The organism is Pantoea sp. NSTU24 (assembly GCF_050157905.1).
Taxonomy (GTDB): domain Bacteria; phylum Pseudomonadota; class Gammaproteobacteria; order Enterobacterales; family Enterobacteriaceae; genus Pantoea.
Window position 1 is genome coordinate 2614276 of record NZ_JBKIWZ010000001.1, and the last position, 20300, is coordinate 2634575.

The window sequence follows — 20300 nt, forward strand, 5'->3', positions numbered from 1 at the left end:
ACCACGCACAGCGATCAATGGCAGGCGCTACGCGTCGCTTATCGGCCTGGCACAAAGGATATCTGTCCGGTCAGAGGCGCATCAGACGGCAGCAATCTCCGGGGTCAGCGGCTGACGGCTGTCTGCACAGTCGCTTTCAGTGGCAGCCGGCTCTTCCTTTTCTGCTACAAAGTTTGCCATTTCCGGCACCTGCTCAGGCGGCACCGGCCTGCCCAGCAGATAGCCCTGCAGCATACTGCAGCCCAGGCTGGTCAGGAAGGCCTGCTGTTCGGCGGTTTCCACACCCTCTGCCACCACTTTCAGCTGCAGCGACTGCGCCAGGGCCACAATCGCCGAGACGATGGTCGCATCCTCTTTCTGATGCTGCAGTTCGCTGACAAATGCCCGATCGATTTTGAGTTCGCTGGCGGGCAGCCGCTTCAGATAGAGCAGGCTGGAGTAGCCGGTGCCGAAGTCATCGATCGAGGCTTTAACGCCCAGCTGAGTCAGCTCGGTGAGAATCCGCACGCTCTCGTCCGGATCGCGCATAGCGGTGGTTTCCGTGACCTCCAGCGTCAGTTGTTCGGCCGGGATTTGATGCGTTTTCAGCGCCTCCATCACGGTCTTCACCAGATTCGCCTGTTCAAACTGCAGCGCCGACAGGTTTACCGCGACCGACCAGTCCGGATGGCCCTGCAGATGCCACTGCCGCAGCTGGCGACAGGCTTCGTGGATCACCCAGTTGCCGATGCTGATAATCATGCCGGTCTTTTCCGCCATCGGCAGGAACTTATCGGGCGATAGCAGGCCGCGATGCGGATGCTGCCAGCGCAGCAGCGCCTCGAAGCCGAGGATCGGGCCGCGCGGAGCGCAGTATTTGGGCTGATAGAAGAGCCGCAGCTCCTCATTGTCCAGCGCCTGCCAGAGATCGTTGTTCAGCTGAAGCTGGCTCTGCGCCTGAATGTTCATAGAGGGCTGGAAGAAGGTATAGCCGTTGCGGCCGTTGTTTTTGGTGTGGTACATCGCCGCGTCGGCGTTGAACATCAGTTCACGCTCATCTACCCCATCGCCGGGATAGACCGCGATGCCAACACTCAGCGACACCACCAGCTCATAGCGTGAGATATCGAACGGGGAGTCTACCGCTTTAACCAGTTTGTCGGCGATGGCCGCCGCATCGTTAGGATCCTCGATCTCCGCCAGCAGCACAAACTCATCCCCGCCCAGCCGCGCCAGCGTAAAGTAGCCGGTCATCTGCTGATTCATTCGCTCGGTCACGCCCACCAGCAGGCTGTCGCCAATATGGTGGCCGAAAGCATCGTTTACCGCCTTGAACCCGTCGAGATCCATAAACATCAGCGCAAACTGCGTCTTTTCGCGGTTCGCTTTGTTTATCGCCTGCTCCAGCCGATCTTCCAGCAGGATGCGGTTAGGCAGCCGCGTCAGGTTATCGTGCAGCGCCAGCTGCGCCAGCTCGCGATTGGCATCGGCCAGCGAACTGGCGAGCAGCGAGGTGCGCGCCTGGAGCCGCGCATCCAGCATCGACACCAGTAGCGTGATGCCCAGGATGGAAAGCGTGACTACCGTAACCAGAATCGCCAGCCAGTCGCTGTTGACCCCCTGCCCGACCGAATGACTGTGAACAGGAAACTCTGCCGCCACCATGCCGGTATAGTGCATCCCCGCAATCGCGCATCCCATGACCATTGATGCGCCGATACGCAGCAGGGTAATCCGGCCAGAGCCCCCCTCCCGCAGGTTAAACGCCAGCCACAGCGCCGCGCCGGAGGCGACAAGGGCGATGACCACTGACAGCGCCACCCAGCCCCACTTCCAGACGATGCCGGGCGTGAACATCAGGGCTGCCATGCCGGTATAGTGCATCGCTACCACGCCGCTGCCGAGGATCAGTGCTCCGCCCACCAGCCGCCGCAGCGGCAGATCGCCATTGCAGACCAGCCATAGCGCGAAGATCGATGCGCACACCGCGATAGCCGCTGATAACGCCGTGAGTGCAGCGTCATAACTCATGACCATTTCCATGTTCATCGATAGCATGCCGATAAAGTGCATTGCCCAGATGCCAATTCCCATGGAAAAACCGCCGCCAAACAGCCAGACCAGCGCAACGTTGCCGGTCGAATGCACCACGCGGCCTGCCATGTCCAGGGCAGTAAACGAAGCCAGCATCGCGACAAGAACTGAAACGATGACAATAAATGAGTCGTATGAGGTTGCTAACATTGTGCATTCCCGGGTAAAGCCGTGTCAGGCGTTGAACAGAGATTTCATGACTATTTTCTTTATTATCGGCGCGGTTTAACGGCTGATGAGCCGTTAATGCCGCAGGTTTCCGCTTATTGTGAATGCTGAAACCTATTAAAAGCGTCAGCCTGAAGCCGACGCCATCGGGTGTTGCCGGGCGGTGAAGCTGAACACCTCAACCCGATCGGCGGGCGTCGGCTTGCCCAGCAGATACCCCTGTAGCGCATCAAAGCCCAGGCTGGTGAGTAAATGCTGCTGTTCTTCCGTCTCAACGCCTTCTGCCACCATCCGCAGATTGAGGCTCTGCGCCAGGGTCAGCATGGCACTGACCACCGTTGCATCTTCACTGCCGGGTCGCAGGCAGTTAATAAAGCTGCGGTCGATCTTGAGTTCGCTGGCATCCAGATCTTTCAGATGCAGCAGGTTGGCGTAGCCGATACCGAAATTATCGATCGCGATGCTGACGCCCGCCTGCTGCAGTTCCCGGATACGCTGCTGGCTGAAAACAGGATCGCGCATCGCAATGGCTTCCGTGATCTCCAGCATCAGCGCGCAGCCCGGCAACTGATAACGGGTCAGCGTCCGGGTCAGGGTGGCCAGCAAATCGCGCTGATGAAACTGCAAAGCGGAGAGATTAACCGATACGGTCCATTCAGTATGGCCCTGGTTGTGCCAGATTCTGAGCTGACGGCAGGCTTCCTCGATCACCCAATTGCCAAGTGCCACAATCTGCCCGGTTTTTTCGGCACGCGGCAGAAACAGCTCCGGCGTCAGCAAGCCCCGCTGGGGGTGCTGCCAGCGCAGCAGGGCTTCAAATCCCATTAAGCGTGTGCCGCCGGAACGGAATTTCGGTTGATAAAACAGTCTCATCTGCTGGCGCTCCAGCGCCTCCCAGAGATCGTTGGTCAGTTCCAGCTGATGCTGCGTCGCGGCACTCATGGCCAGTTCAAACAGGCACCAGCCGTTTCGCCCGCTGTTTTTGGTGTGGTACATGGCGGCATCGGCGTTAAACAACAGCTCCTGCCGGTTGCGGCCATGCAGAGGAAAGATCGCAATGCCCGCGCTGAGCGAAACGTGCAGGACATAGCGGTCAAATTCAAACGGTGCGCCGATCACTTTCACCAGTCGCTGTGCCAGCTGGCGTGCCGGGCTGATGTCGCATCTCTTCACCATCAGCACAAATTCATCGCCGCCCAGACGCGCCAGCAGCATGGTCTCGCTGAGCTGGCTGCGCAACCGTTCCGCAACCGCCAGCAGCAGCCGATCGCCGACGTGGTGGCCCCATGTATCATTCACGGCTTTGAAGCCGTCAAGATCCATATAGATCACGGCAAAGCGAAAATCATTGAGCATCGCTTTTTTGATCACCCGATCGAGCTGCTGCTCCAGCATGACCCGATTTGGCAACGCGGTCAGGTTGTCATGGAGTGCCAGCTGCAGCAGCTCCTTGTTTGCACGCCTGAGCCGAGCCGCCAGCCGCGTGGCGCGCATCTGTGCATCCAGCATTGAGCAGAGCAGCGTGATCCCCAGGATCGTCAGTGTTATCAGCGTTACCCATACCGCCAGTCCCGGATTACTGAGACCGTGTGACTGCATCATACTGTGATGACTGAATGTCGCCGCCGCCATGCCCACATAGTGCATACCGGCTATTGCAATCCCCATGACCAGCGACGCCAGTCCCCGCATCAGCAGGAGATGCTGTTCAGCTTTGCGCAGATGAAATGCCAGCCAGAGCGCCACACCTGAGGCGACAAAGGCAATCAGCACTGAGAGCGCCACCAGCACGCTATCCCATTCAGGTCGCGGTTCAATCAGCAGTGCGCACATGCCGAGATAGTGCATCGCCACTACGCCCGCACCCAGAATCAGACTACCGCGCAGCAGCCGCTGCCGGGTAAGATGCAGCCCGCCGACCGTCTGGCCAAAGGCCAGCATTGAGGCCAGGATCGCCACCAGCAACGAGAGGGCCGTCAGCCGGATGTCATAGCGCATCGTCATCGGCATCATCATCGCCAGCATACCGATAAAGTGCATCGCCCAGATGCCGATGCCCATGGCGGAACCGCCTGCCAGCAGCCAGAACCGGGCGCTCCAGCCACGGGAAACCGCCACGCGTCCGGCAGTATCCAGCGCAGTAAAAGAGGCAATAAAGGCCACGATCAGCGAAACGCTGATCAGAACGCTATCCCAGGTGACAGGCAACATAGGTAACTCCTCACCACCTGCAGAAAACAGGTGCTGTGTGCAGTCTGAAAAATCATTTAAATAAACACCCAGTGGGTGAAAGTGGTTAATTCCGGTATTTATGCATTCTTAAGATCCGGCCAAACGCGCCCGCAGACGCAGGCGTTTAATATTCTGCATCTGATTACCCGCCAGCTATGCCAGCCGGTAAATCGTTATTTTGTCTGATTGGTTCAGGAACATATCACCGGAGCAGAAAGCATTCCAGAGGTCGAAAAAATCGGGTCATTCCGCTTTGCCGCTCCGCTTTGCGCCTTGCTGTTACTGGGTTATCGGCCAGGATGCGCATTAGATTAGAGAAAAATAAACGGCGGTGCTTCGCGTAACGCTTTAACTGATCTATAGTAAGTAAAACTGATATAAATCATCATCCTTAAGTCCAGGGATTTTCTTATAACGACAGCAGTAAGCACGCTGCTCTTTTTATTTCCTGTTTTTGCGCTGGAATTATTAATTTGCACCGGGTGAAAAAGCACTGAATCTCGATAATCCGTAAGGAAATATTATGAAACTCAAGCTTTTTCTTTTTGCTGCTGCTGGATTAACGGTCGCCTTTCCCACCTTAACGCAGGCCGCGACGACCTCGGGAACCATCAATGCCACCCTTACGCTGACGACCGGTTGCCTGGTTAACGGCCAGTCCGCCACGGCGGGTGTTAACTTCGGTACACTGAACTTTGGCAGCAGTGCAGCTACCTTTGATACGCTGAACGCCACCCTTGTCGGGGCCGCCGGTAACGGTATTTTTGTGCGCTGCACCACGGGTCAGGACTACAACGTGGTCGTGACCAGCAGCAATACGGCACCCGCCACGATCTATGGTACCGCCTCGGCCTCGCCACGCTATCTGCTGCTGGGATCGGACAATGCTCAGGGCATCGCCTATACCCTCTACAGTGACGCCTCCTTCACAACCGCGATTGCGAACAATACGCCCATCGCGGCCAGCGGCACCTCCGATCCGACACTGGGCACAAATTACGCCATCTACGGACGGGTCGTGGGCGGCGGTTTTAACCCGCTAATCCCTGCCGGCACCTACACCGATACGATCAACGTCGCCGTGAACTATTAACTGCTGTCCCAGGACACTCAGGGTGGTTCTCTGGCGAGCCTGCCTGCTAATCGTATGCAGTGTGACGCTGCTGACCGGTAGTCTCCGCGCCTGGAGTCTGCCGACCAGCACCTTCCAGGTCACCGCATCGATTGTGGCAGGCTGCGTAATCTCCGGAACCAACACCGGCATTTTCGGTGCGCTGAATTTTGGTTCGCAGTCTGGCGTGTCAGCCACGACCGTCAACGCCAGCTTTGTGCAGAGCACCTCCATTAATCTGGCCTGTACGCCGGGCACTACGCTGAGCATGAGCATCAATCAGGGTAGTAACTTCACCACAAGCCGTAATCTGAAGCTGCCCGGTTTCAGCAATACCGTGCCTTATACGCTCTTTAGTGACGCCAGCCGCACTACCGTGATCCCGGTTAATCAGTCGGTGCCACTGAGCTACAGCAATGCCAGCAACATTACATTGCCCATTTACGGGCAGCTGAAACTGCCTGGCACTGCACGCGCGGGCGTCTATACCGACACGCTGACCGTCACCCTGAGCTGGTGAGGCAATATAAAACAAGGATATGCACATGAAGCCACTGCGCGCTCTGCTGTTACTGTTGAATTCCGGCCTGCTCTCTCCGGCCTTCGCCGCTAACTCGGTGATGATCTGGCCCATTGACCCCGCCATTAATCCCGAAGAGAAAGCCAGCGAACTCTGGCTGGAGAACCGGGGAAACAGCAGTACCATGATGCAGGTCCGGGTCTTCAGCTGGCAGCAGATTAACGGCCAGGAGCAGTATCAGACCCAGCAGGAAGTCGTCGCCAGTCCACCGATGGTGCGGATGGATCCGGGGCAGAAACAGCTGGTGAGGCTGATCAAACAGATGTCGCCTGCCGCCGGTAAAGAGCAGGCTTATCGGGTGGTGCTGGATGAAATTCCGACACCGCGCAATCCCGGTGAAAACCAGGCCGGGCTGACCTTCCAGATGCGCTATTCGGTGCCGCTGTTTGTGTATGGACAGGGTGTGACCGCCGACAGCGTGCGCCCGGTGCTGCGCTGGCACCAGGTCAGCGAGGGCGGCAAACGCTGGCTTCAGCTGACCAACAGCGGCAACGGCCATGCCCGGCTGAGCAATGTCACGATTGGCGGTCGCCGGCTGGGGGAAGGCCTCTATGGCTACGTCCTGGCAGAGAGTGATCACCGCTGGCCACTGACCTCACCGGTCAGTGGTGAACTCAGCGCAGAAGTGAACAAAAAGCAGTGGCGCAGCGCGGCTCAGAAGTAAGCGCTGCATGCGAACTTTTTCCCCACATCCCTGCGCGCTGGCAGTCGCCAGCCTTCTCTGCGCGGCAGCACCTGATGCGGTGCGGGCGGAGACTTACTCCGTCCTGCCACCGCCGCCCAGCCTGCAGAGCCACAGCGACGTACAGCAATATATGCTGGAGCTGGTCGTTAACCAGCAGGCCAGCGGCAACATCGTACCGGTCGGGCAGCGCAACGGACATTTTCTGTTGCGCCGTGGCGACCTGCAGCGTGCCGGTCTGCCAGCGGAAAAGCTGGGCGCTGAGTCGCTGGTCGATGTCAGCAGCCTGCAGGCGGCAGACGTGGAATATGACGCGGCGCGGCAGCGGCTGCTGCTGACCGTGCCGCCCGCGTGGCTGCCGGGTCAGGTGATCGGCGAGGCGAAAAACGGGCCACGCTATCCGGGCCGCACCAGCCGGGGCGCGCTGATTAATTATGATCTTTACGCCAGCCGCACTGATAACAGCGGCACCCGTCTCTCGGTGTGGAATGAGCTGCGTCTGTTCGGCGAGGCCGGGCACCTCTCCAGCAACGGCGTCTGGCTGCAGCAGCTCGAAGGCCAGACCACCTATCAGGACGATGGCTACATCCGTTATGACAGCTGGTGGAGTTACGACGATGAAAACATGGCGATGAGCTGGCGGGTCGGCGATCTGATCACCGACTCGCTGGCGTGGAGCAGCAGCGTGCGGCTCGGCGGCCTGCAGGTGGGCCGCGACTTCAGCGTGCGCCCCGATCTGGTGACCTATCCGCTGCCCGCCTTCTCCGGCCAGGCCGCCGTGCCCTCAACTGTCGATCTCTTTATCAACGGCTATCGCTCCAGCCAGGCAAATGTGCAACCCGGCCCGTGGTCGATGACCAACGTGCCCTTTGTCAACGGTGCGGGTGACGCCGTGATCACCACCACCGACGCGGTGGGTCGCCGCATTACCACCACCATGCCGTTTTATGTCTCCAGTAATCTGCTGAAACCGGGCCTGTCGGACTACGCGCTCTCTGCGGGCGCGATCCGCGAAAACTACGGTATCCGCAACTTCGATTATGGGGCTGCCGCCGCCAGCGGCTCCTGGCGATACGGCATGACGGACTGGCTGACGCTGGAGAGCCACGCCGAAGGCAGTAAACGCCTGGCAATGGGCGGCGTTGGCGGGCAGCTACGCGTCGGCAGCTGGGGCGTGGTCAACGGCGCGGTTGCGCAGAGCCAGCTTGAGGGTGAAAACGGCAGGCAATATAGCTGGGGATATCAGTACAACAATCGCTGGTTCAACCTTGGCACGCAGCAGATCCAGCGCAGCAGCACGTTCGGCAATCTGGCGCTGGTCGGCAGTCGCGCCGGGGGGATGCCGGACAGCCGCCGCTATGCCCTGTCGCGCCGCAGCGCGCAGTATAGCGCCAGCGTCTCCCTGAACCGCTTTGGCAGCGTGGGGGCCGCCTTTATCGATATCACGGACGGCCAGGGCGATCGCACCCGGCTATGGAACCTCTCCTGGAGCAAAAACCTGTGGGGTAACAGCAGCCTTTACGTCTCGGCCAGCCGCGATCAGCAGGAGAAGAGCTGGACCGGCGCCATTTCGCTGGTAATTCCGTTTGGCGAACAGGGCAGCGCGGCAATCAGCACCGAACGCGACCAGCGAGGCCGGGACAGTCAGCGCCTTTATGCTTCGCGTGCCATGCCCAGCGACGGCGGTATCGCCTGGGATGCGGGCTGGGCGAATCAGAGCGGTAACAGCGGCGACTATCGTCAGGGCAGTCTGCGCTATCGTAATAACCAGATCGACACCGCAGCGGGTTTTTATGGCGACGATGACAACCTCACGCAGTGGGCCGATCTCTCCGGCTCGCTGGTGGTGATGGACAATCATCTCTTTGCCGCTAACGCGATCAATGATGCCTTTGTGCTGGTGAAAACCCGCTATCCCGGTGTGACCGTCCGCTACGAAAATCAGCCGATGGGCCGCACCAGCCAGCAGGGTTATCTGCTGGTGCCCGCCATCAGCAGTTACTACCCGGCCCGCTATGATATCGACACACTCGATCTGCCCGCCGACATGACGACGCCCCGGGTCGAGCAGCGCTTCGCAGTGAAACGTCAGAGCGGCTACCTGCTCGATTTCCCGGTGGAGAAACTGCGTTCGGCCAGCGTTATCCTGCTTGACGCTCAGGGGCAGCCGCTGCCGGTTTCCAGTCAGGTGCTGCGCCCCGATCATCCCACCGAATATGTTGGCTGGGATGGCCTCGTCTGGATGGAGAATCTCGCCACCCTTAACCCGATTACGGTGCTCACGCCCGACGGTCGCCGTTGCGAAACCAGACTGCACATCGCCAGCGGCCAGCCTCAGGCGCTGAAAACTTACGGTCCCCTGACCTGTGCGCTGCTGCCCCTGACGCCCGACAACGCCGTCACGGCCGCTGATTCTTTTCCCTCCGGAGCAAAACCATGATGAGATTTCTGCTACTGGCTGGCCTGCTGCTGCTGTCCCCGCTGGGTTACGCCGCCTGTAACCTGCCCGCCTCCAGCGCCAGCTTCGGCTCGATCACCACCTTTGTGGCAAACACCACGATCAGTTCTGCGAGCACCAACGCCAACGTCAACTGCGGGGCGGGTTCAACCCTGTCACTGCTGGGCAATAACCAGATTACCTTCCAGCTGACCGGCGCAACCAGCAATAACGGCACGCGCGGTATATTAAAGCGCAGCGGTGACACCGGCAGCGACAACGTGCCGGTCCGGCTCTGTACCGACTCGGCCTGTGCCAGCGAACTGACGATTGGCGGCGCGCCTTACGTCTATGTATCGCAGACCCTGATCAACCTGGCGGGCCTGCTGGGCAGTCTTAATTTCGCCATTCCGGTCTATCTGCGAACCGTGCCCGGCCAGGTCGTGGCCGCCGGGACGTATCAGGTAACGCTGAATATGGCGGTGACATATCGCGTCTGCACCAGCATCAGTTTAGGCGGTCTCTGCCTGAGCGAACAGAACGGCAGCGGCCTCATCCCCATCACCGTCACCGCCATCCTCACCAATGACTGCACGACGATTACCTCACCCAACATCAGCTTTGGCAGTGCGCCGCTGGTCGGCAGTTTCTCCGCCGTCACACAGACCATTAACGTGCTGTGCAGCAAAGGCAGTACCTATACGGTGGGGCTGAGTAATGGCAGCTATCCGGTCGGCAGCGTACGGAATATGGCCAGCGGGGCTAATCGTCTGAGTTATGAGATTTACAAAGAGTCCGGCAGCAATCGCTGGGGGTCGGCAGGAACGGAACGCTGGAGCAGTACGATCTCCTCGGCGGTGTCAGCGGATGGACTGACGCGCGGCTATAACTACACCGCGCGCATCCTGACTTCGCAGAGCACGCCGCCAGCCGGAAACTACAGCGACAGCGTGGTGGTCGATTTGTCGTTTTAGAGTGAGGCGCTGACCGGCGCGGTGCGGTGACGCAGCTGGTACTGCTTCACCATCCGGCCAATCAGCAGTGTGCCGATCAGCCCGCAGACGGCCGCAAAGGTCAGCCAGACACCCGGCATCGCCTTGTCACCGGTGGCGTGGATCAGGTAGCTGGAGATGGCCGGGGTGAAGCCGCCAAACAGCGCCGTTGCCAGGCTGTAAGCCATTGAGAAACCGGCAGCGCGCACCTCAGCAGGCATGATCTCCGCCAGATAAACCACCATTGCCCCGTTATAGCTGGCATAGAGGAACGACAGCCAGAGCTCCGCTTCCAGCAGGTGGGCAAAGCTGGCCGATCCCACCAGCCAGTGCAGCACCGGCCAGGTGGTGACAATCATCAGCAGCGTAAAGACAATCAGCAGCGGACGACGCCCGACACGATCTGACAGCGCCCCCATCAGCGGCAGCCAGAAAAGGTTTGACACACCCACGCAGAGCGTCACAAGAAACGCCTGCTTGTCGCTCATCATCAGCACGGTTTTGCCAAAGGTGGGGGTGAACGCGGTGATCATATAGAACATCACCGTCGTGGTAACGACCATCAGCATCCCCGCCAGCACCAGCGCCCAGTTACTGGCTACCGACCGCATGATTTCTGCCATGCCCGGACGATGTTTACGCTTGCTGAAGGCCTCGGTCTCCTCCAGCATCCGGCGGATATAGAACAGGAACGGCACAATCAGACAGCCGACTACAAACGGGATACGCCAGCCCCACTCTGTTACGGCCTCTTTTGCCAGCAGGTGGTTCAGCATCAGCCCCAGCAGTGCGGCGAAGATCACCGCAATCTGCTGACTGCCCGACTGCCAGCTGACGAAAAAGCCTTTGCGGCCTTCAGGAGCAACCTCCGCCAGATAGACCGATACGCCACCCAGCTCAACACCTGCGGAAAAGCCCTGCAGCAGCCGGCCCAGCAGAATCAGAATCGGAGCCGCCGCGCCCAGGGTCGCATAGCCCGGCACCAGCGCGATGGTCAGCGTACCTATCGCCATCAGGCTCAGCGTCAGCAGCAGCCCTTTACGACGACCGTGATGGTCAATATAGGCCCCCAGAATGATCGCCCCCAGCGGGCGCATCAGAAAGCCTGCACCAAAGGTCATCAGGGTCAGCATCAGAGAAGCGAAGGGGTCGTCACCCGGGAAAAAGGTTTTGGCTATCGCAGTTGCGTAATAACCAAACACCATAAAATCGTACATCTCCAGAAAGTTACCACTGGTGACGTTAAAGATTGTCCGCGCGGCACTTTTGGGTGGCTTTTGTAAAGACGGGGTGTGACTCATAACGGCTTCCTATTGTTTTTTAGCCGTTTTAGCCTGCCTGAAGCAGGAATAATGTGACCGGGCTCACCATTGCACTTTACAAAACTATGTACATGAGTAACAACCAGTTAACAAATAAGCGCAGCCAGCATAACCGATCGGTGCGATCGCCCGTTGGCCTGATTTTGTATGGCTGTCGCGCAGGCATAAAAAAAGGCGACGGAAGCCGTCGCCTTGTTCAGAAACCGGATAAGCCGCTATTTCTTTACGGATTCCATGCCCATCAGGCCGATCTTCAGATAACCCGCCGTGCGCAGCTTATCCATCACGCTCATCAGCGTTTCATAATCTACTGACTTGTCTGCCTGGAAGAAGATAGTGGTTTCTTTATTGCCCTGGGTCTGGCTGGTCAGCACGTTTACCAGCGAATCAGGCGTGACCCGATCGTTGCCGACATAGAGCTGCTTATCCGCCTTAATCGACAGATAGACCGGCTTTTCCGGTCGTGGCTGCGGCGCACTGGTGGAGGCCGGCAGATTAACCCGCACATCGACTGTCGCCAGGGGCGCAGCCACCATAAAGATGATCAGCAGCACCAGCATGACGTCGATAAACGGCGTCACGTTGATTTCGTGCATTTCACCCTGTGTATCCAGGTCGTCGTTTAATCGCATTGCCATCAGTGCTTACCCTAACCGCAGCTTCTGCGCAGTGGCAGGACGCGGAACATCCCGCGCAACGGTGCCGAGGTCGATATCACGACTCTGCAGCAGCATAACCTGAGCGGCAACATCGCCCAGCGAGGCTTTATAGTTAGCGATCATGCGGGCAAACACGTTGTAGATGACAACTGCCGGGATAGCCGCCACCAGACCTACTGCGGTCGCCAGCAGTGCTTCGGCAATCCCCGGCGCGACCACGGCGAGATTGGTGGTCTGCGTTTTCGCGATGCCAATAAAGCTGTTCATGATGCCCCAGACCGTGCCGAACAGCCCTACGAATGGCGCGACAGAGCCGATGGTCGCCAGGAAACCATTGCCTCGTCCGGCATGACGGCTGAAGGCCGCCACGCGGCGCTCAAGGCGAAAACTGGTGCGGTCTTTGATTCCGTTGGTGTCTTCCACACCCGCCGACAGCGCAAGTTCATTCTGTGCGTCGTTCAGCAGCACCACGCTGTGACTGTGGCCGGTAAACGATTGGGCGATACGGGCGGCATCATTGAGATTGCGGGCTTCGCCCAGCGCCTGCTGCTCACGCTTCAGGCGACGCTTAGCCGCGCTGAGTTCGGCATATTTGCCGAAGAAAATCGCCCAGGTTATGACAGAGGCCAGCAACAGGCCAACCATAACCACCTTTACCACGATATCGGCATGTTGATACATGCCCCAAACGGAGAGGTCCGTTTGCATCAACTCACTGGCTACCACGCTGCTTCTCCAACTTCTGATTCAGGGATGCAAAACAAGGACAAATAATAGCAAAATGGTGCCGAATTGATAGTAGTTCTCATTAGTATTTACAAAGTTAAGGGTCCCAGATGACCTGCTTTCGGCGGTTTTAATGGCGATATGCCTGTACGTTTCTAAAATGTGAAGCCGCATGAAAATTTATTAAAACAACGTTTCAAAATGTGATGGGTTTCATTCAATCAGCATTGCTGCATTTTACTCAGGACGGTTTTCACTATGCTGGCTCCTCACGGCCCTCTGCGTTCAGCCCCGATCCCGGGCCGTCCTACCTCTGCGGGAGACAATATAATGAGAATGATAAAAACAGGTCTGGCGACGGCCCTGGCGGTGACGGTGATGAGCAGTACCGCCCTGGCACAGGTCATTAAAGTTGCCGAAGTCCAGCCTGCGGGCTATCCGACGGTGGTCGCCCTGCAGCACATGGGTGACAAGCTGAAACAGGCCACGAACGGACGGCTGGAGATGAAAATTTATGCCGGTGGCGTACTGGGTGATGAAGACCAGACGCTACAGCAGGTGCAGCTCGGCGCCATTGATATGATTCGCGTTTCGCTGGCGCCAGTGACCTCCATTGCTCCGGAAACCAGCGTGCTGACGCTGCCCTATATTTTTCGCAACGTTGACCACATGCACAAGGTTCTGGATGGTGAGATAGGTCGCGAGATCGCCAGCCGGTTCGACAGCGATCCTAATGCCCGCATGGTCTTTCTCGGCTGGACCGATGCGGGTGAGCGCAACATGATCACCAAAAACCCCCTGGCGAAACCCGAGGATCTCAAAGGTATGAAAATTCGGGTGCAGAACAGTGCCATCTCACTGGCGACACTGAAAGCCATGGGTGCCAACCCGGTGGCGATGGGCGTCAGCGAGGTCTTCAGCGCCATGCAGACCGGCGTAGTCGATGGCACCGAGAACAATCCCCCCACCTTTGTGGCCCACAACTATCTGCCGGTGGCGAAGTTTTACACCCTCACCGGCCACTTTATCCAGCCAGAGATGATCCTCTATTCAAAACGCGCCTGGGATCGCCTTAAACCCGAGGATCAGGCGCTGCTGAAAAAGCTGGGTAAAGAGGCGCAGGATGAAGAGCGCCAGCTCTGGGCTACCTACACTGACGACGCGATCGCCAAAATGAAGGCGGGCGGCGTCACGTTCCAGCAGACCGACCGCGACTATTTCGTCAAAGCGACGCAGCCGGTGCGCGATCAGTTTGCCGGCAAATATCAGGATCTGATGACCCGGATCGCTGAGGTGAAATAATCCCGGCGCCACACTGCCGTGTGGCGTGCTTACACAGGTATCAGTTATGACTGCTTATACGCGTCTGATGGATGGGCTTTATCTGCTCTGCATGCTGGTGGCCGCTGTGGCGCTGCTGATCATGGTGACGGTGATCCCGGTGGGGATCTTCGCCCGTTACGTGATGAATGGCGCGCTCTCCTGGCCGGAACCGGTCGCCATTATCTGCATGATTATTTTTACGTTTATTGGCGCGCCGGTGGGCCTGCGCGCCGGAACCCATATCTGCGTGTCGATGGTTACCGATCGCCTGTCGCCCGCCCGGCAGCGCCTGATGCTGCGCATCAGCGACCTGCTGATGATCGTCACCTGTCTGGTCATCTTTCAGGCCAGCTACAGCCTGTGCGAAGCGATGTGGTTTCAGCATCTCGCTGCGCTGCCTGCGGTGACTTACGGCGAGATCTATCTGCCGATTCCGATCGGCGCGATCTTTACCCTGCTGTTTGTCATTGAGCGATTGCTGAACGGCGATCAGAGTCAGCGGCCGGTTGTCTCGCTGGGCGGCACCCACTAACGCGGAGCAGAAAAATGGATGCATTGATTCTGATAGGCAGTTTGCTGGTATTGCTGATGGTGGGCTTTCCGGTCGCCTTCGCCGTCGGCCTCAGCGCCTTTATCGGGGCGTGGTGGATCGATCTGCCGCTGGAGGCGGTGGTGATTCAGGTGACCAACGGTATCAATAAATTTTCGCTGCTGACCATCCCATTCTTTATTCTGGCTGGCGCAATCATGGCAGAGGGCGGCATTGCCCGGCGGCTGGTCAACTTCGCCTATATCTTTGTCGGCTTTATTCGCGGCGGGCTCTCCCTGGTTAACATTGTCGCCTCAACTTTCTTTGGCGCGATCTCCGGCTCATCGGTCGCGGATACCGCCTCGATTGGCTCGGTGATGATCCCGCAGATGGAGGAGAAAGGTTATCCGCGTGATTTCGCCGCCGCTGTCACCGCCAGTGGCTCGGTGCAGGCGGTGCTGACGCCCCCCAGTCATAACTCGGTGATTTATTCGCTGGCGACCGGCGGCATGGTGACCATCTCGTCCCTGTTTGTCGCCGGGATCTTCCCTGGCCTGCTGCTGGCGGCCTGCCTGATGGTGATGTGTCTGGGCTTTGCCCGCAAACGCGGCTACCCCAAAGGCGAACGGATCCCGTTTCGTCTGGCGCTAAAGATCTTCTTCGATGCGTTCTGGGGGCTCTTTACCGTGGTGATCATTATGGGCGGTATCCTCTCGGGCATCTTTACCGCCTCGGAATCTGCGGCCATTGCCTGTCTCTGGGCCTTCTTTGTGACGATGTTTATCTATCGCGATTTCAGGTGGCGTCAGCTGCACATTCTGCTGTTCCGCACCATTAAAACCGTCACCATCGTCATGGTGCTGATCGCTTTCGCGACGGGCTTCGGCGCAGTAATGACCTTCATGCAGCTTCCGACCCTGATTACGGAAGCCTTCACCAGCTTCTCCGATAACAAATATGTGATTCTGATGTGCATCAATATCCTGCTGCTGGTGGTGGGCACGCTGATGGATATGGCACCGCTAATCCTGATTCTGACGCCGGTGTTGCTGCCGGTGGCGACCGCGCTGGGCATCGATCCGGTTCACTTCGGCATGATCATGCTGACCAACCTGGGGATCGGGCTGATTACGCCGCCGGTCGGCACGGTGCTGTTTGTTGCCAGTGCCGTGAGTAAACAGAAGATTGAACAGGTGGTCAGCGAGATGCTGCCCTTCTACGGCATGCTGTTCCTGGTGCTGATGCTGATTACCTATGTCCCTGCCATTTCGCTCTGGTTACCGCACCTGATGGGCGTGATGTAGCACAATAAAAGCGGCCCGTTCGCGGGCCCGTTTTTTATGCTGCGACGCACTCTGATAATCACCATTGAGTCTCAACCCTGCTGGTCGTTTCGTGATAACGTGAGGGCTTAGTCAGAAGCGGCAAAGGCGACTCATGACCACCAGAAAAATTGATACCACGCTCGTCAGCGCAGGACGCAGCAAGCGTTATACCCAGGGTTCGGTGAATGCGGTTATTCAGCGCGCCTCTTCGCTGGTTTTCGATAGCGTTGCGGAAAAAAAGCGCGCCACCGCAGGCCGGGCAAAAGGCGAACTCTTTTATGGCCGCCGGGGCACCCTGACTCACTTTGCACTGCAGGATGCGATGACCGAGCTGGAAGGCGGTGCAGGCTGCGTGCTCTACCCCTGCGGCGCAGCGGCGGTGGCGAATGCGATTCTGGCGTTTGTAGAAGCGGGCGATCATGTGCTGATGAGCGGTGCCGTTTATGAACCAACGCAGGATTTCTGCACGAAAATCCTGGCGAAGATGCAGGTGTCGACGGGCTGGTTCGATCACACCCTTGGCAGCGAAATTGCTGAGCTTGTGCAGCCCAACACCCGGGTCGTTTTCCTTGAATCACCCGCTTCCATCACCATGGAAGTGCAGGATATTCCGGCAATAGTCGCGGCCGTTCGCGCCCGCGCACCTGACGCAATCATCATGCTCGACAACACCTGGGCGGCCGGGATCTTCTTTAATGCCCTCGCGCACGGCGTCGATATCTCGATTCAGGCCGGCACCAAATATCTGATTGGCCACAGCGATGCGATGATCGGCACCGCCGTAGCCAATGCGCGCTGTATCGATCAGCTGCGTGAGAACTCCTACCTGATGGGTCAGATGGTCGATGCCGACACCGCTTACATGGCGAGCCGCGGTCTGCGGACCCTGGGCAACCGTCTGCGTCAGCATGAAGAGAGCGCCCTGCGGGTGGCGGAGTGGCTGGCGGCACGTCCGGAAGTCGCCCGGGTCAACCATCCGGCGCTGGCGCAAAGCAAGGGACATGCGTTCTGGCAGCGCGATTTTAACGGCAGCAGCGGCCTGTTCTCCTTTATCCTGCAGGAAAAATTAAGTGACGCCCAGCTGGCAGAATATCTCGATCACTTCCATCATTTCAGCATGGCTTACTCCTGGGGTGGCTATGAGTCGCTGATTCTGGCAAATCAGCCCGAAGAGCTGGTCGCCATCCGTCCGGCGGGCGGCGTGGATTTCACCGGCACGCTGGTGCGCCTGCACATTGGCCTGGAGCACGTTGATGACCTGCTGGCTGACCTGGAGGCAGGATTTTCGCGTCTGACGCGCTGAGTCAGTTAAACAAAGCGTAAACGGATGCTAAACCGATTGCGGCTGTCGGCAGACTCTGCCGGGCAATCGCGCTTTTGTTGTTAAAATTTATCCCGCATCGTTCAGGTCACGCGTGCATTAACTGTGTAATCTGGATGCAGACGGATAGTTCCTTGTGACGTGATGGAATAGCTAATGGGTGTTTTACACGAGATTGTCCAGGCGCTCTGGCATCAGGATTTTGCCGCGCTGGCGAATCCGGATGTGGTGTGGGTGGTGTACGGGGTCATGTTCCTGACGCTGTTTCTGGAAAATGGTCTGTTACCCGCCTCTTTTCTGCCGGGCGACAGCCTGCTGCTGCTGGCTGGCGCGATGGTGGCAAAAGGGGTAATGGATTTTGTGCCAACGATGGTGATTCTGACGACGGCTGCCAGTCTGGGCTGCTGGCTGAGTTATCTGCAGGGCCGCTGGCTGGGTAATACCCGGCTGGTGAAGAGCTGGCTGATGCATCTGCCTGCGCAGTATCACCAGCGTGCCTGGAATATGTTTAACCGCCATGGTCTGATGGCGCTGCTGGTCGGTCGCTTTCTGGCCTTTGTCCGCACCCTGCTGCCAACCATGGCCGGGATTTCCGGTCTGCAGAATGGCCGCTTCCAGCTGTTTAACTGGCTGAGCGGCGTGCTGTGGGTCGGGATTGTGGTGGCCTTTGGCTATGGCATCAGCCAGGTGCCGTTTATTAAACGCCATGAAGATCAGGTGATGGCCATCCTGATGGTCCTGCCGATGGTGCTGCTGGTACTCGGCCTCTCCGGCAGCATTCTGGTTATCTGGAAGAAGCGTCGGCAGAAACGGACCTGACGCGCCTGCTACGTCCGGGTCCGTCGCTGCTCAGGCGGACGGATCCGCGACGGTCTGCCTGACCCGACTGACCTCCTCCCCCGGCGTTACGCCAAAATAGCGTTTAAATTCCCGCGAAAACTGTGACGGGCTTTCATAGCCGACCCGCACCGCCGCCGCACTCGCTTTAAGCCCGTCATGCAGCATCAGCAGGCGAGCCTGATGCAGACGATACCGCTTGAGATATTGCAACGGTGAAGTCTGTGTGACGGCCTTGAAGTTGTGGTGAAAGGCAGAAACGCTCATGTTCACCTCGGCCGCCAGCGCATCCACGCTGAGGTTCTCCGCATAGTGTTTCTCAATCCGTCGCAGCGCACGCGCGATCAGGCTGAACTGCGTCTGCCGGCTCACCAGCGAGAGCAGCGCCCCGCCGATCGGACCGGTCAGCACATAGTAGATGATCTCCCGCACGATGTGCGGGCCCAGCACGCGCGCGTCACGCGGTTGGGTCATCACATCAAGCAGGCGTTCGGCGGCGCACAGCATCGGTTCCGTCAGCCATGCCGAATGAATACCTGACGTCAGCGGCTGCGGCTGGAACTGGTCGTCATCACCGATTTCAATCAACAAATCCTGCAGGCTGGCGGTATCAACGTTCAGACAGAGTCCGGCGATTGGAATGTCCGGCGAGGCCCAGGTTTCGCACTCCACCGGCAGCGGTACGGTGAGCATCAGGTACTTACTGGCGTCATACTGGAAAGTGGTGCTGCCGAGATAGCCCGTTTTGCTGCCCTGAAACAGAATCACAATACCGGGCTGATACATCATCGGCGTACGGGGGCGATATTGATTCGCATAAATCAGCGACACATTTTCAACAGGACAGAGACGATCATGACCGTGCGTCATTAAGGCAACGACCTGCTGTGCCAGCCGGTGACACAGTGCATCATGCGCCATGGCGACTCCTCTTCAGGCAAAAATTCAGTGTGCCGTGCCTGTGCCTGAATCGCCAGCGGTCTGGAGAATCAGGCAAGAAGTTTACTGAATCAGGCATAACTCCGGCGCGACAGAGGTTGCCTGAGCTGAGCAGGCTGACAATTGTTGGCTAGACTTAAGCACAGTGAAATCTCACGGGTTAACCGCAACGGAAAGGAGCAAGTATGGCAGACCAACCCATTATCAAACTGCGCGATGGCAACATGATGCCGCAACTGGGACTCGGCGTATGGCAGGCCAGCATCGAGGATGCACGCCATGCCGTGCTGAAGGCGCTTGAGGTCGGCTATCGCTCAATCGATACCGCCGCCGCCTATAAAAATGAAGAGGCGATTGGTCAGGCACTGCAGGAAACTGATGTGCCGCGCGAAGAGATTTTCGTCACCACTAAACTCTGGAACGACGATCAGCAGAACGTTCAGCAGGCGATGGAAACCAGCCTGGAGAAGCTCAAGCTGGATCAGGTTGATCTCTATCTGATGCACTGGCCATGTCCGGAAAAAGATCATTACGTTGATGCCTGGAAGAAGATGATCGAACTGCAGCAGCAAGGACTGACCAAAAGTATCGGCGTCTGCAACTTCCACGAGGCGCACCTGAAGCGACTGATGGATGAAACCGGCGTGACGCCGGTCGTGAACCAGATCGAGCTGCACCCGATGCTGCAGCAGCGCACCCTGCACGCCTGGAACGCGCTGCATCAGATTCAGACCGAATCCTGGAGTCCGCTGGCACAGGGCGGTAAAGGGGTGTTCGATCAGGAGATCATCAGGTCACTGGCGAAGAAGTATGGCAAAACCCCGGCGCAGATCGTGATCCGCTGGCATCTGGACAGCGGCCTGGTGGTGATTCCGAAGTCTGTGACGCCAGCGCGTATCGAAGAGAACTTTAAAGTCTTCGATTTCCGTCTGGATAAACATGAAGTGAGTGATATCGCGAAACTGGACAGCGGCAACCGTCTGGGACCCGATCCGGAAACCTTTAACTGAGACAGGGTTCCGGGCTGAACTGACACGCTGTCCG

17 protein-coding genes are annotated in these 20300 nt (G+C 58.2%); 11 read left to right on the forward strand and 6 right to left on the reverse strand.

From position 1 onward, the window contains the following. Positions 1 to 81: 81 nt before the first annotated feature. Together ACLHDD_RS12370 and ACLHDD_RS12375 are read right to left on the reverse strand one after the other, a co-directional pair. A complete protein-coding gene (locus ACLHDD_RS12370) occupies positions 82 to 2223 on the reverse strand; it encodes a putative bifunctional diguanylate cyclase/phosphodiesterase (protein ID WP_427104350.1) in 2142 nt (713 codons plus the stop codon). A gap of 144 nt (positions 2224 to 2367) precedes the next feature. Further along, positions 2368 to 4452 carry a putative bifunctional diguanylate cyclase/phosphodiesterase gene (locus tag ACLHDD_RS12375; protein WP_427104351.1) on the reverse strand — a complete coding sequence of 695 codons (2085 nt, stop codon included), beginning with the start codon at positions 4450 to 4452 and terminating at the stop codon, positions 2368 to 2370. 544 nt (positions 4453 to 4996) lie between these two features. On the opposite strand from ACLHDD_RS12375, the gene ACLHDD_RS12380 reads away from it, so the two are divergent. Genes ACLHDD_RS12380 through ACLHDD_RS12400 form a run of 5 tightly spaced genes read left to right on the forward strand, consistent with a single transcriptional unit; the run spans position 4997 to position 10257 of the window. Next, on the forward strand, positions 4997 to 5566 hold the full coding sequence (locus tag ACLHDD_RS12380; protein ID WP_427104352.1) for a spore coat protein U domain-containing protein: 570 nt from the start codon (positions 4997 to 4999) through the stop codon (positions 5564 to 5566). A gap of 22 nt (positions 5567 to 5588) precedes the next feature. Next, the gene (locus tag ACLHDD_RS12385; protein WP_427104353.1) at positions 5589 to 6104 is read left to right on the forward strand and encodes a Csu type fimbrial protein; all 516 of its coding nucleotides are present in this window, start codon (positions 5589 to 5591) and stop codon (positions 6102 to 6104) included. A 25-nt stretch (positions 6105 to 6129) separates the two neighbouring features. Next, entirely contained in the window at positions 6130 to 6828 is a 699-nt protein-coding gene (locus tag ACLHDD_RS12390; protein ID WP_427104354.1) for a fimbrial biogenesis chaperone, read from the forward strand. 7 nt (positions 6829 to 6835) lie between these two features. Then, positions 6836 to 9286 carry a fimbria/pilus outer membrane usher protein gene (locus ACLHDD_RS12395; protein ID WP_427104355.1) on the forward strand — a complete coding sequence of 817 codons (2451 nt, stop codon included), beginning with the start codon at positions 6836 to 6838 and terminating at the stop codon, positions 9284 to 9286. Further along, positions 9283 to 10257: a Csu type fimbrial protein gene (locus ACLHDD_RS12400; protein WP_427104356.1), complete on the forward strand. Its 975-nt coding sequence runs from the start codon at positions 9283 to 9285 to the stop codon at positions 10255 to 10257. Before ACLHDD_RS12395 ends, ACLHDD_RS12400 begins: the two co-directional genes overlap by 4 nt. On the opposite strand, the gene ACLHDD_RS12405 is transcribed toward ACLHDD_RS12400, so the two are convergent. The 3 genes from ACLHDD_RS12405 to exbB all read right to left on the reverse strand — a co-directional run bounded on the left by ACLHDD_RS12405 (position 10254) and on the right by exbB (position 12964). After that, positions 10254 to 11576: an MFS transporter gene (locus ACLHDD_RS12405; protein ID WP_427104357.1), complete on the reverse strand. Its 1323-nt coding sequence runs from the start codon at positions 11574 to 11576 to the stop codon at positions 10254 to 10256. The two genes, ACLHDD_RS12400 and ACLHDD_RS12405, sit on opposite strands and share 4 nt — an antisense overlap. A gap of 236 nt (positions 11577 to 11812) precedes the next feature. Beyond that, positions 11813 to 12235 carry a TonB system transport protein ExbD gene (exbD, locus tag ACLHDD_RS12410; RefSeq protein ID WP_427104358.1) on the reverse strand — a complete coding sequence of 141 codons (423 nt, stop codon included), beginning with the start codon at positions 12233 to 12235 and terminating at the stop codon, positions 11813 to 11815. A gap of 6 nt (positions 12236 to 12241) precedes the next feature. Further along, entirely contained in the window at positions 12242 to 12964 is a 723-nt protein-coding gene (gene exbB / locus ACLHDD_RS12415; protein ID WP_427104359.1) for a tol-pal system-associated acyl-CoA thioesterase, read from the reverse strand. A 348-nt stretch (positions 12965 to 13312) separates the two neighbouring features. Between exbB and ACLHDD_RS12420 the strand changes: the two genes are divergently transcribed. The 5 genes from ACLHDD_RS12420 to ACLHDD_RS12440 all read left to right on the forward strand — a co-directional run bounded on the left by ACLHDD_RS12420 (position 13313) and on the right by ACLHDD_RS12440 (position 18299). Beyond that, positions 13313 to 14284 (forward strand): TRAP transporter substrate-binding protein, encoded by a 972-nt coding sequence (locus ACLHDD_RS12420; RefSeq protein WP_427104360.1) that lies wholly within the window; start codon positions 13313 to 13315, stop codon positions 14282 to 14284. Positions 14285 to 14330: 46 nt separating this feature from the next. Beyond that, positions 14331 to 14837 carry a TRAP transporter small permease gene (locus ACLHDD_RS12425; RefSeq protein WP_427104361.1) on the forward strand — a complete coding sequence of 169 codons (507 nt, stop codon included), beginning with the start codon at positions 14331 to 14333 and terminating at the stop codon, positions 14835 to 14837. A gap of 14 nt (positions 14838 to 14851) precedes the next feature. Beyond that, complete coding sequence (locus ACLHDD_RS12430; protein WP_427104362.1) at positions 14852 to 16138, forward strand: TRAP transporter large permease; 1287 nt, start codon at positions 14852 to 14854, stop codon at positions 16136 to 16138. Positions 16139 to 16271: 133 nt separating this feature from the next. Then, a complete protein-coding gene (gene metC, locus ACLHDD_RS12435) occupies positions 16272 to 17462 on the forward strand; it encodes a cystathionine beta-lyase (protein ID WP_427104363.1) in 1191 nt (396 codons plus the stop codon). A 174-nt stretch (positions 17463 to 17636) separates the two neighbouring features. Continuing rightward, positions 17637 to 18299, forward strand: a complete 663-nt coding sequence (locus ACLHDD_RS12440; protein WP_427104364.1) for a DedA family protein — start codon at positions 17637 to 17639, stop codon at positions 18297 to 18299. Between the two features lie 30 nt (positions 18300 to 18329). Here the strand turns inward: ACLHDD_RS12440 and ACLHDD_RS12445 are convergent, their stop codons facing one another. Beyond that, positions 18330 to 19238, reverse strand: coding sequence for an AraC family transcriptional regulator (locus tag ACLHDD_RS12445; RefSeq protein ID WP_427104365.1), 909 nt, complete (start codon positions 19236 to 19238; stop codon positions 18330 to 18332). Positions 19239 to 19441: 203 nt separating this feature from the next. On the opposite strand from ACLHDD_RS12445, the gene dkgA reads away from it, so the two are divergent. Further along, a complete protein-coding gene (dkgA, locus tag ACLHDD_RS12450) occupies positions 19442 to 20266 on the forward strand; it encodes a 2,5-didehydrogluconate reductase DkgA (protein ID WP_427104366.1) in 825 nt (274 codons plus the stop codon). The last annotated feature ends 34 nt before the right edge of the window (positions 20267 to 20300 follow it).

Coding starts and splice junctions, on each gene's coding strand:
- ACLHDD_RS12370 (WP_427104350.1), bottom strand. CDS start 2,223: ATGTTAGCAACCTCATACGACTCATTTATTGTCATCGTTTCAGTTCTT.
- ACLHDD_RS12375 (WP_427104351.1), bottom strand. CDS start 4,452: ATGTTGCCTGTCACCTGGGATAGCGTTCTGATCAGCGTTTCGCTGATC.
- ACLHDD_RS12380 (WP_427104352.1), top strand. CDS start 4,997: ATGAAACTCAAGCTTTTTCTTTTTGCTGCTGCTGGATTAACGGTCGCC.
- ACLHDD_RS12390 (WP_427104354.1), top strand. CDS start 6,130: ATGAAGCCACTGCGCGCTCTGCTGTTACTGTTGAATTCCGGCCTGCTC.
- ACLHDD_RS12395 (WP_427104355.1), top strand. CDS start 6,836: ATGCGAACTTTTTCCCCACATCCCTGCGCGCTGGCAGTCGCCAGCCTT.
- ACLHDD_RS12400 (WP_427104356.1), top strand. CDS start 9,283: ATGATGAGATTTCTGCTACTGGCTGGCCTGCTGCTGCTGTCCCCGCTG.
- ACLHDD_RS12405 (WP_427104357.1), bottom strand. CDS start 11,576: ATGAGTCACACCCCGTCTTTACAAAAGCCACCCAAAAGTGCCGCGCGG.
- exbD (WP_427104358.1), bottom strand. CDS start 12,235: ATGGCAATGCGATTAAACGACGACCTGGATACACAGGGTGAAATGCAC.
- exbB (WP_427104359.1), bottom strand. CDS start 12,964: ATGCAAACGGACCTCTCCGTTTGGGGCATGTATCAACATGCCGATATC.
- ACLHDD_RS12420 (WP_427104360.1), top strand. CDS start 13,313: ATGAGAATGATAAAAACAGGTCTGGCGACGGCCCTGGCGGTGACGGTG.
- ACLHDD_RS12425 (WP_427104361.1), top strand. CDS start 14,331: ATGACTGCTTATACGCGTCTGATGGATGGGCTTTATCTGCTCTGCATG.
- ACLHDD_RS12430 (WP_427104362.1), top strand. CDS start 14,852: ATGGATGCATTGATTCTGATAGGCAGTTTGCTGGTATTGCTGATGGTG.
- metC (WP_427104363.1), top strand. CDS start 16,272: ATGACCACCAGAAAAATTGATACCACGCTCGTCAGCGCAGGACGCAGC.
- ACLHDD_RS12440 (WP_427104364.1), top strand. CDS start 17,637: ATGGGTGTTTTACACGAGATTGTCCAGGCGCTCTGGCATCAGGATTTT.
- ACLHDD_RS12445 (WP_427104365.1), bottom strand. CDS start 19,238: ATGGCGCATGATGCACTGTGTCACCGGCTGGCACAGCAGGTCGTTGCC.
- dkgA (WP_427104366.1), top strand. CDS start 19,442: ATGGCAGACCAACCCATTATCAAACTGCGCGATGGCAACATGATGCCG.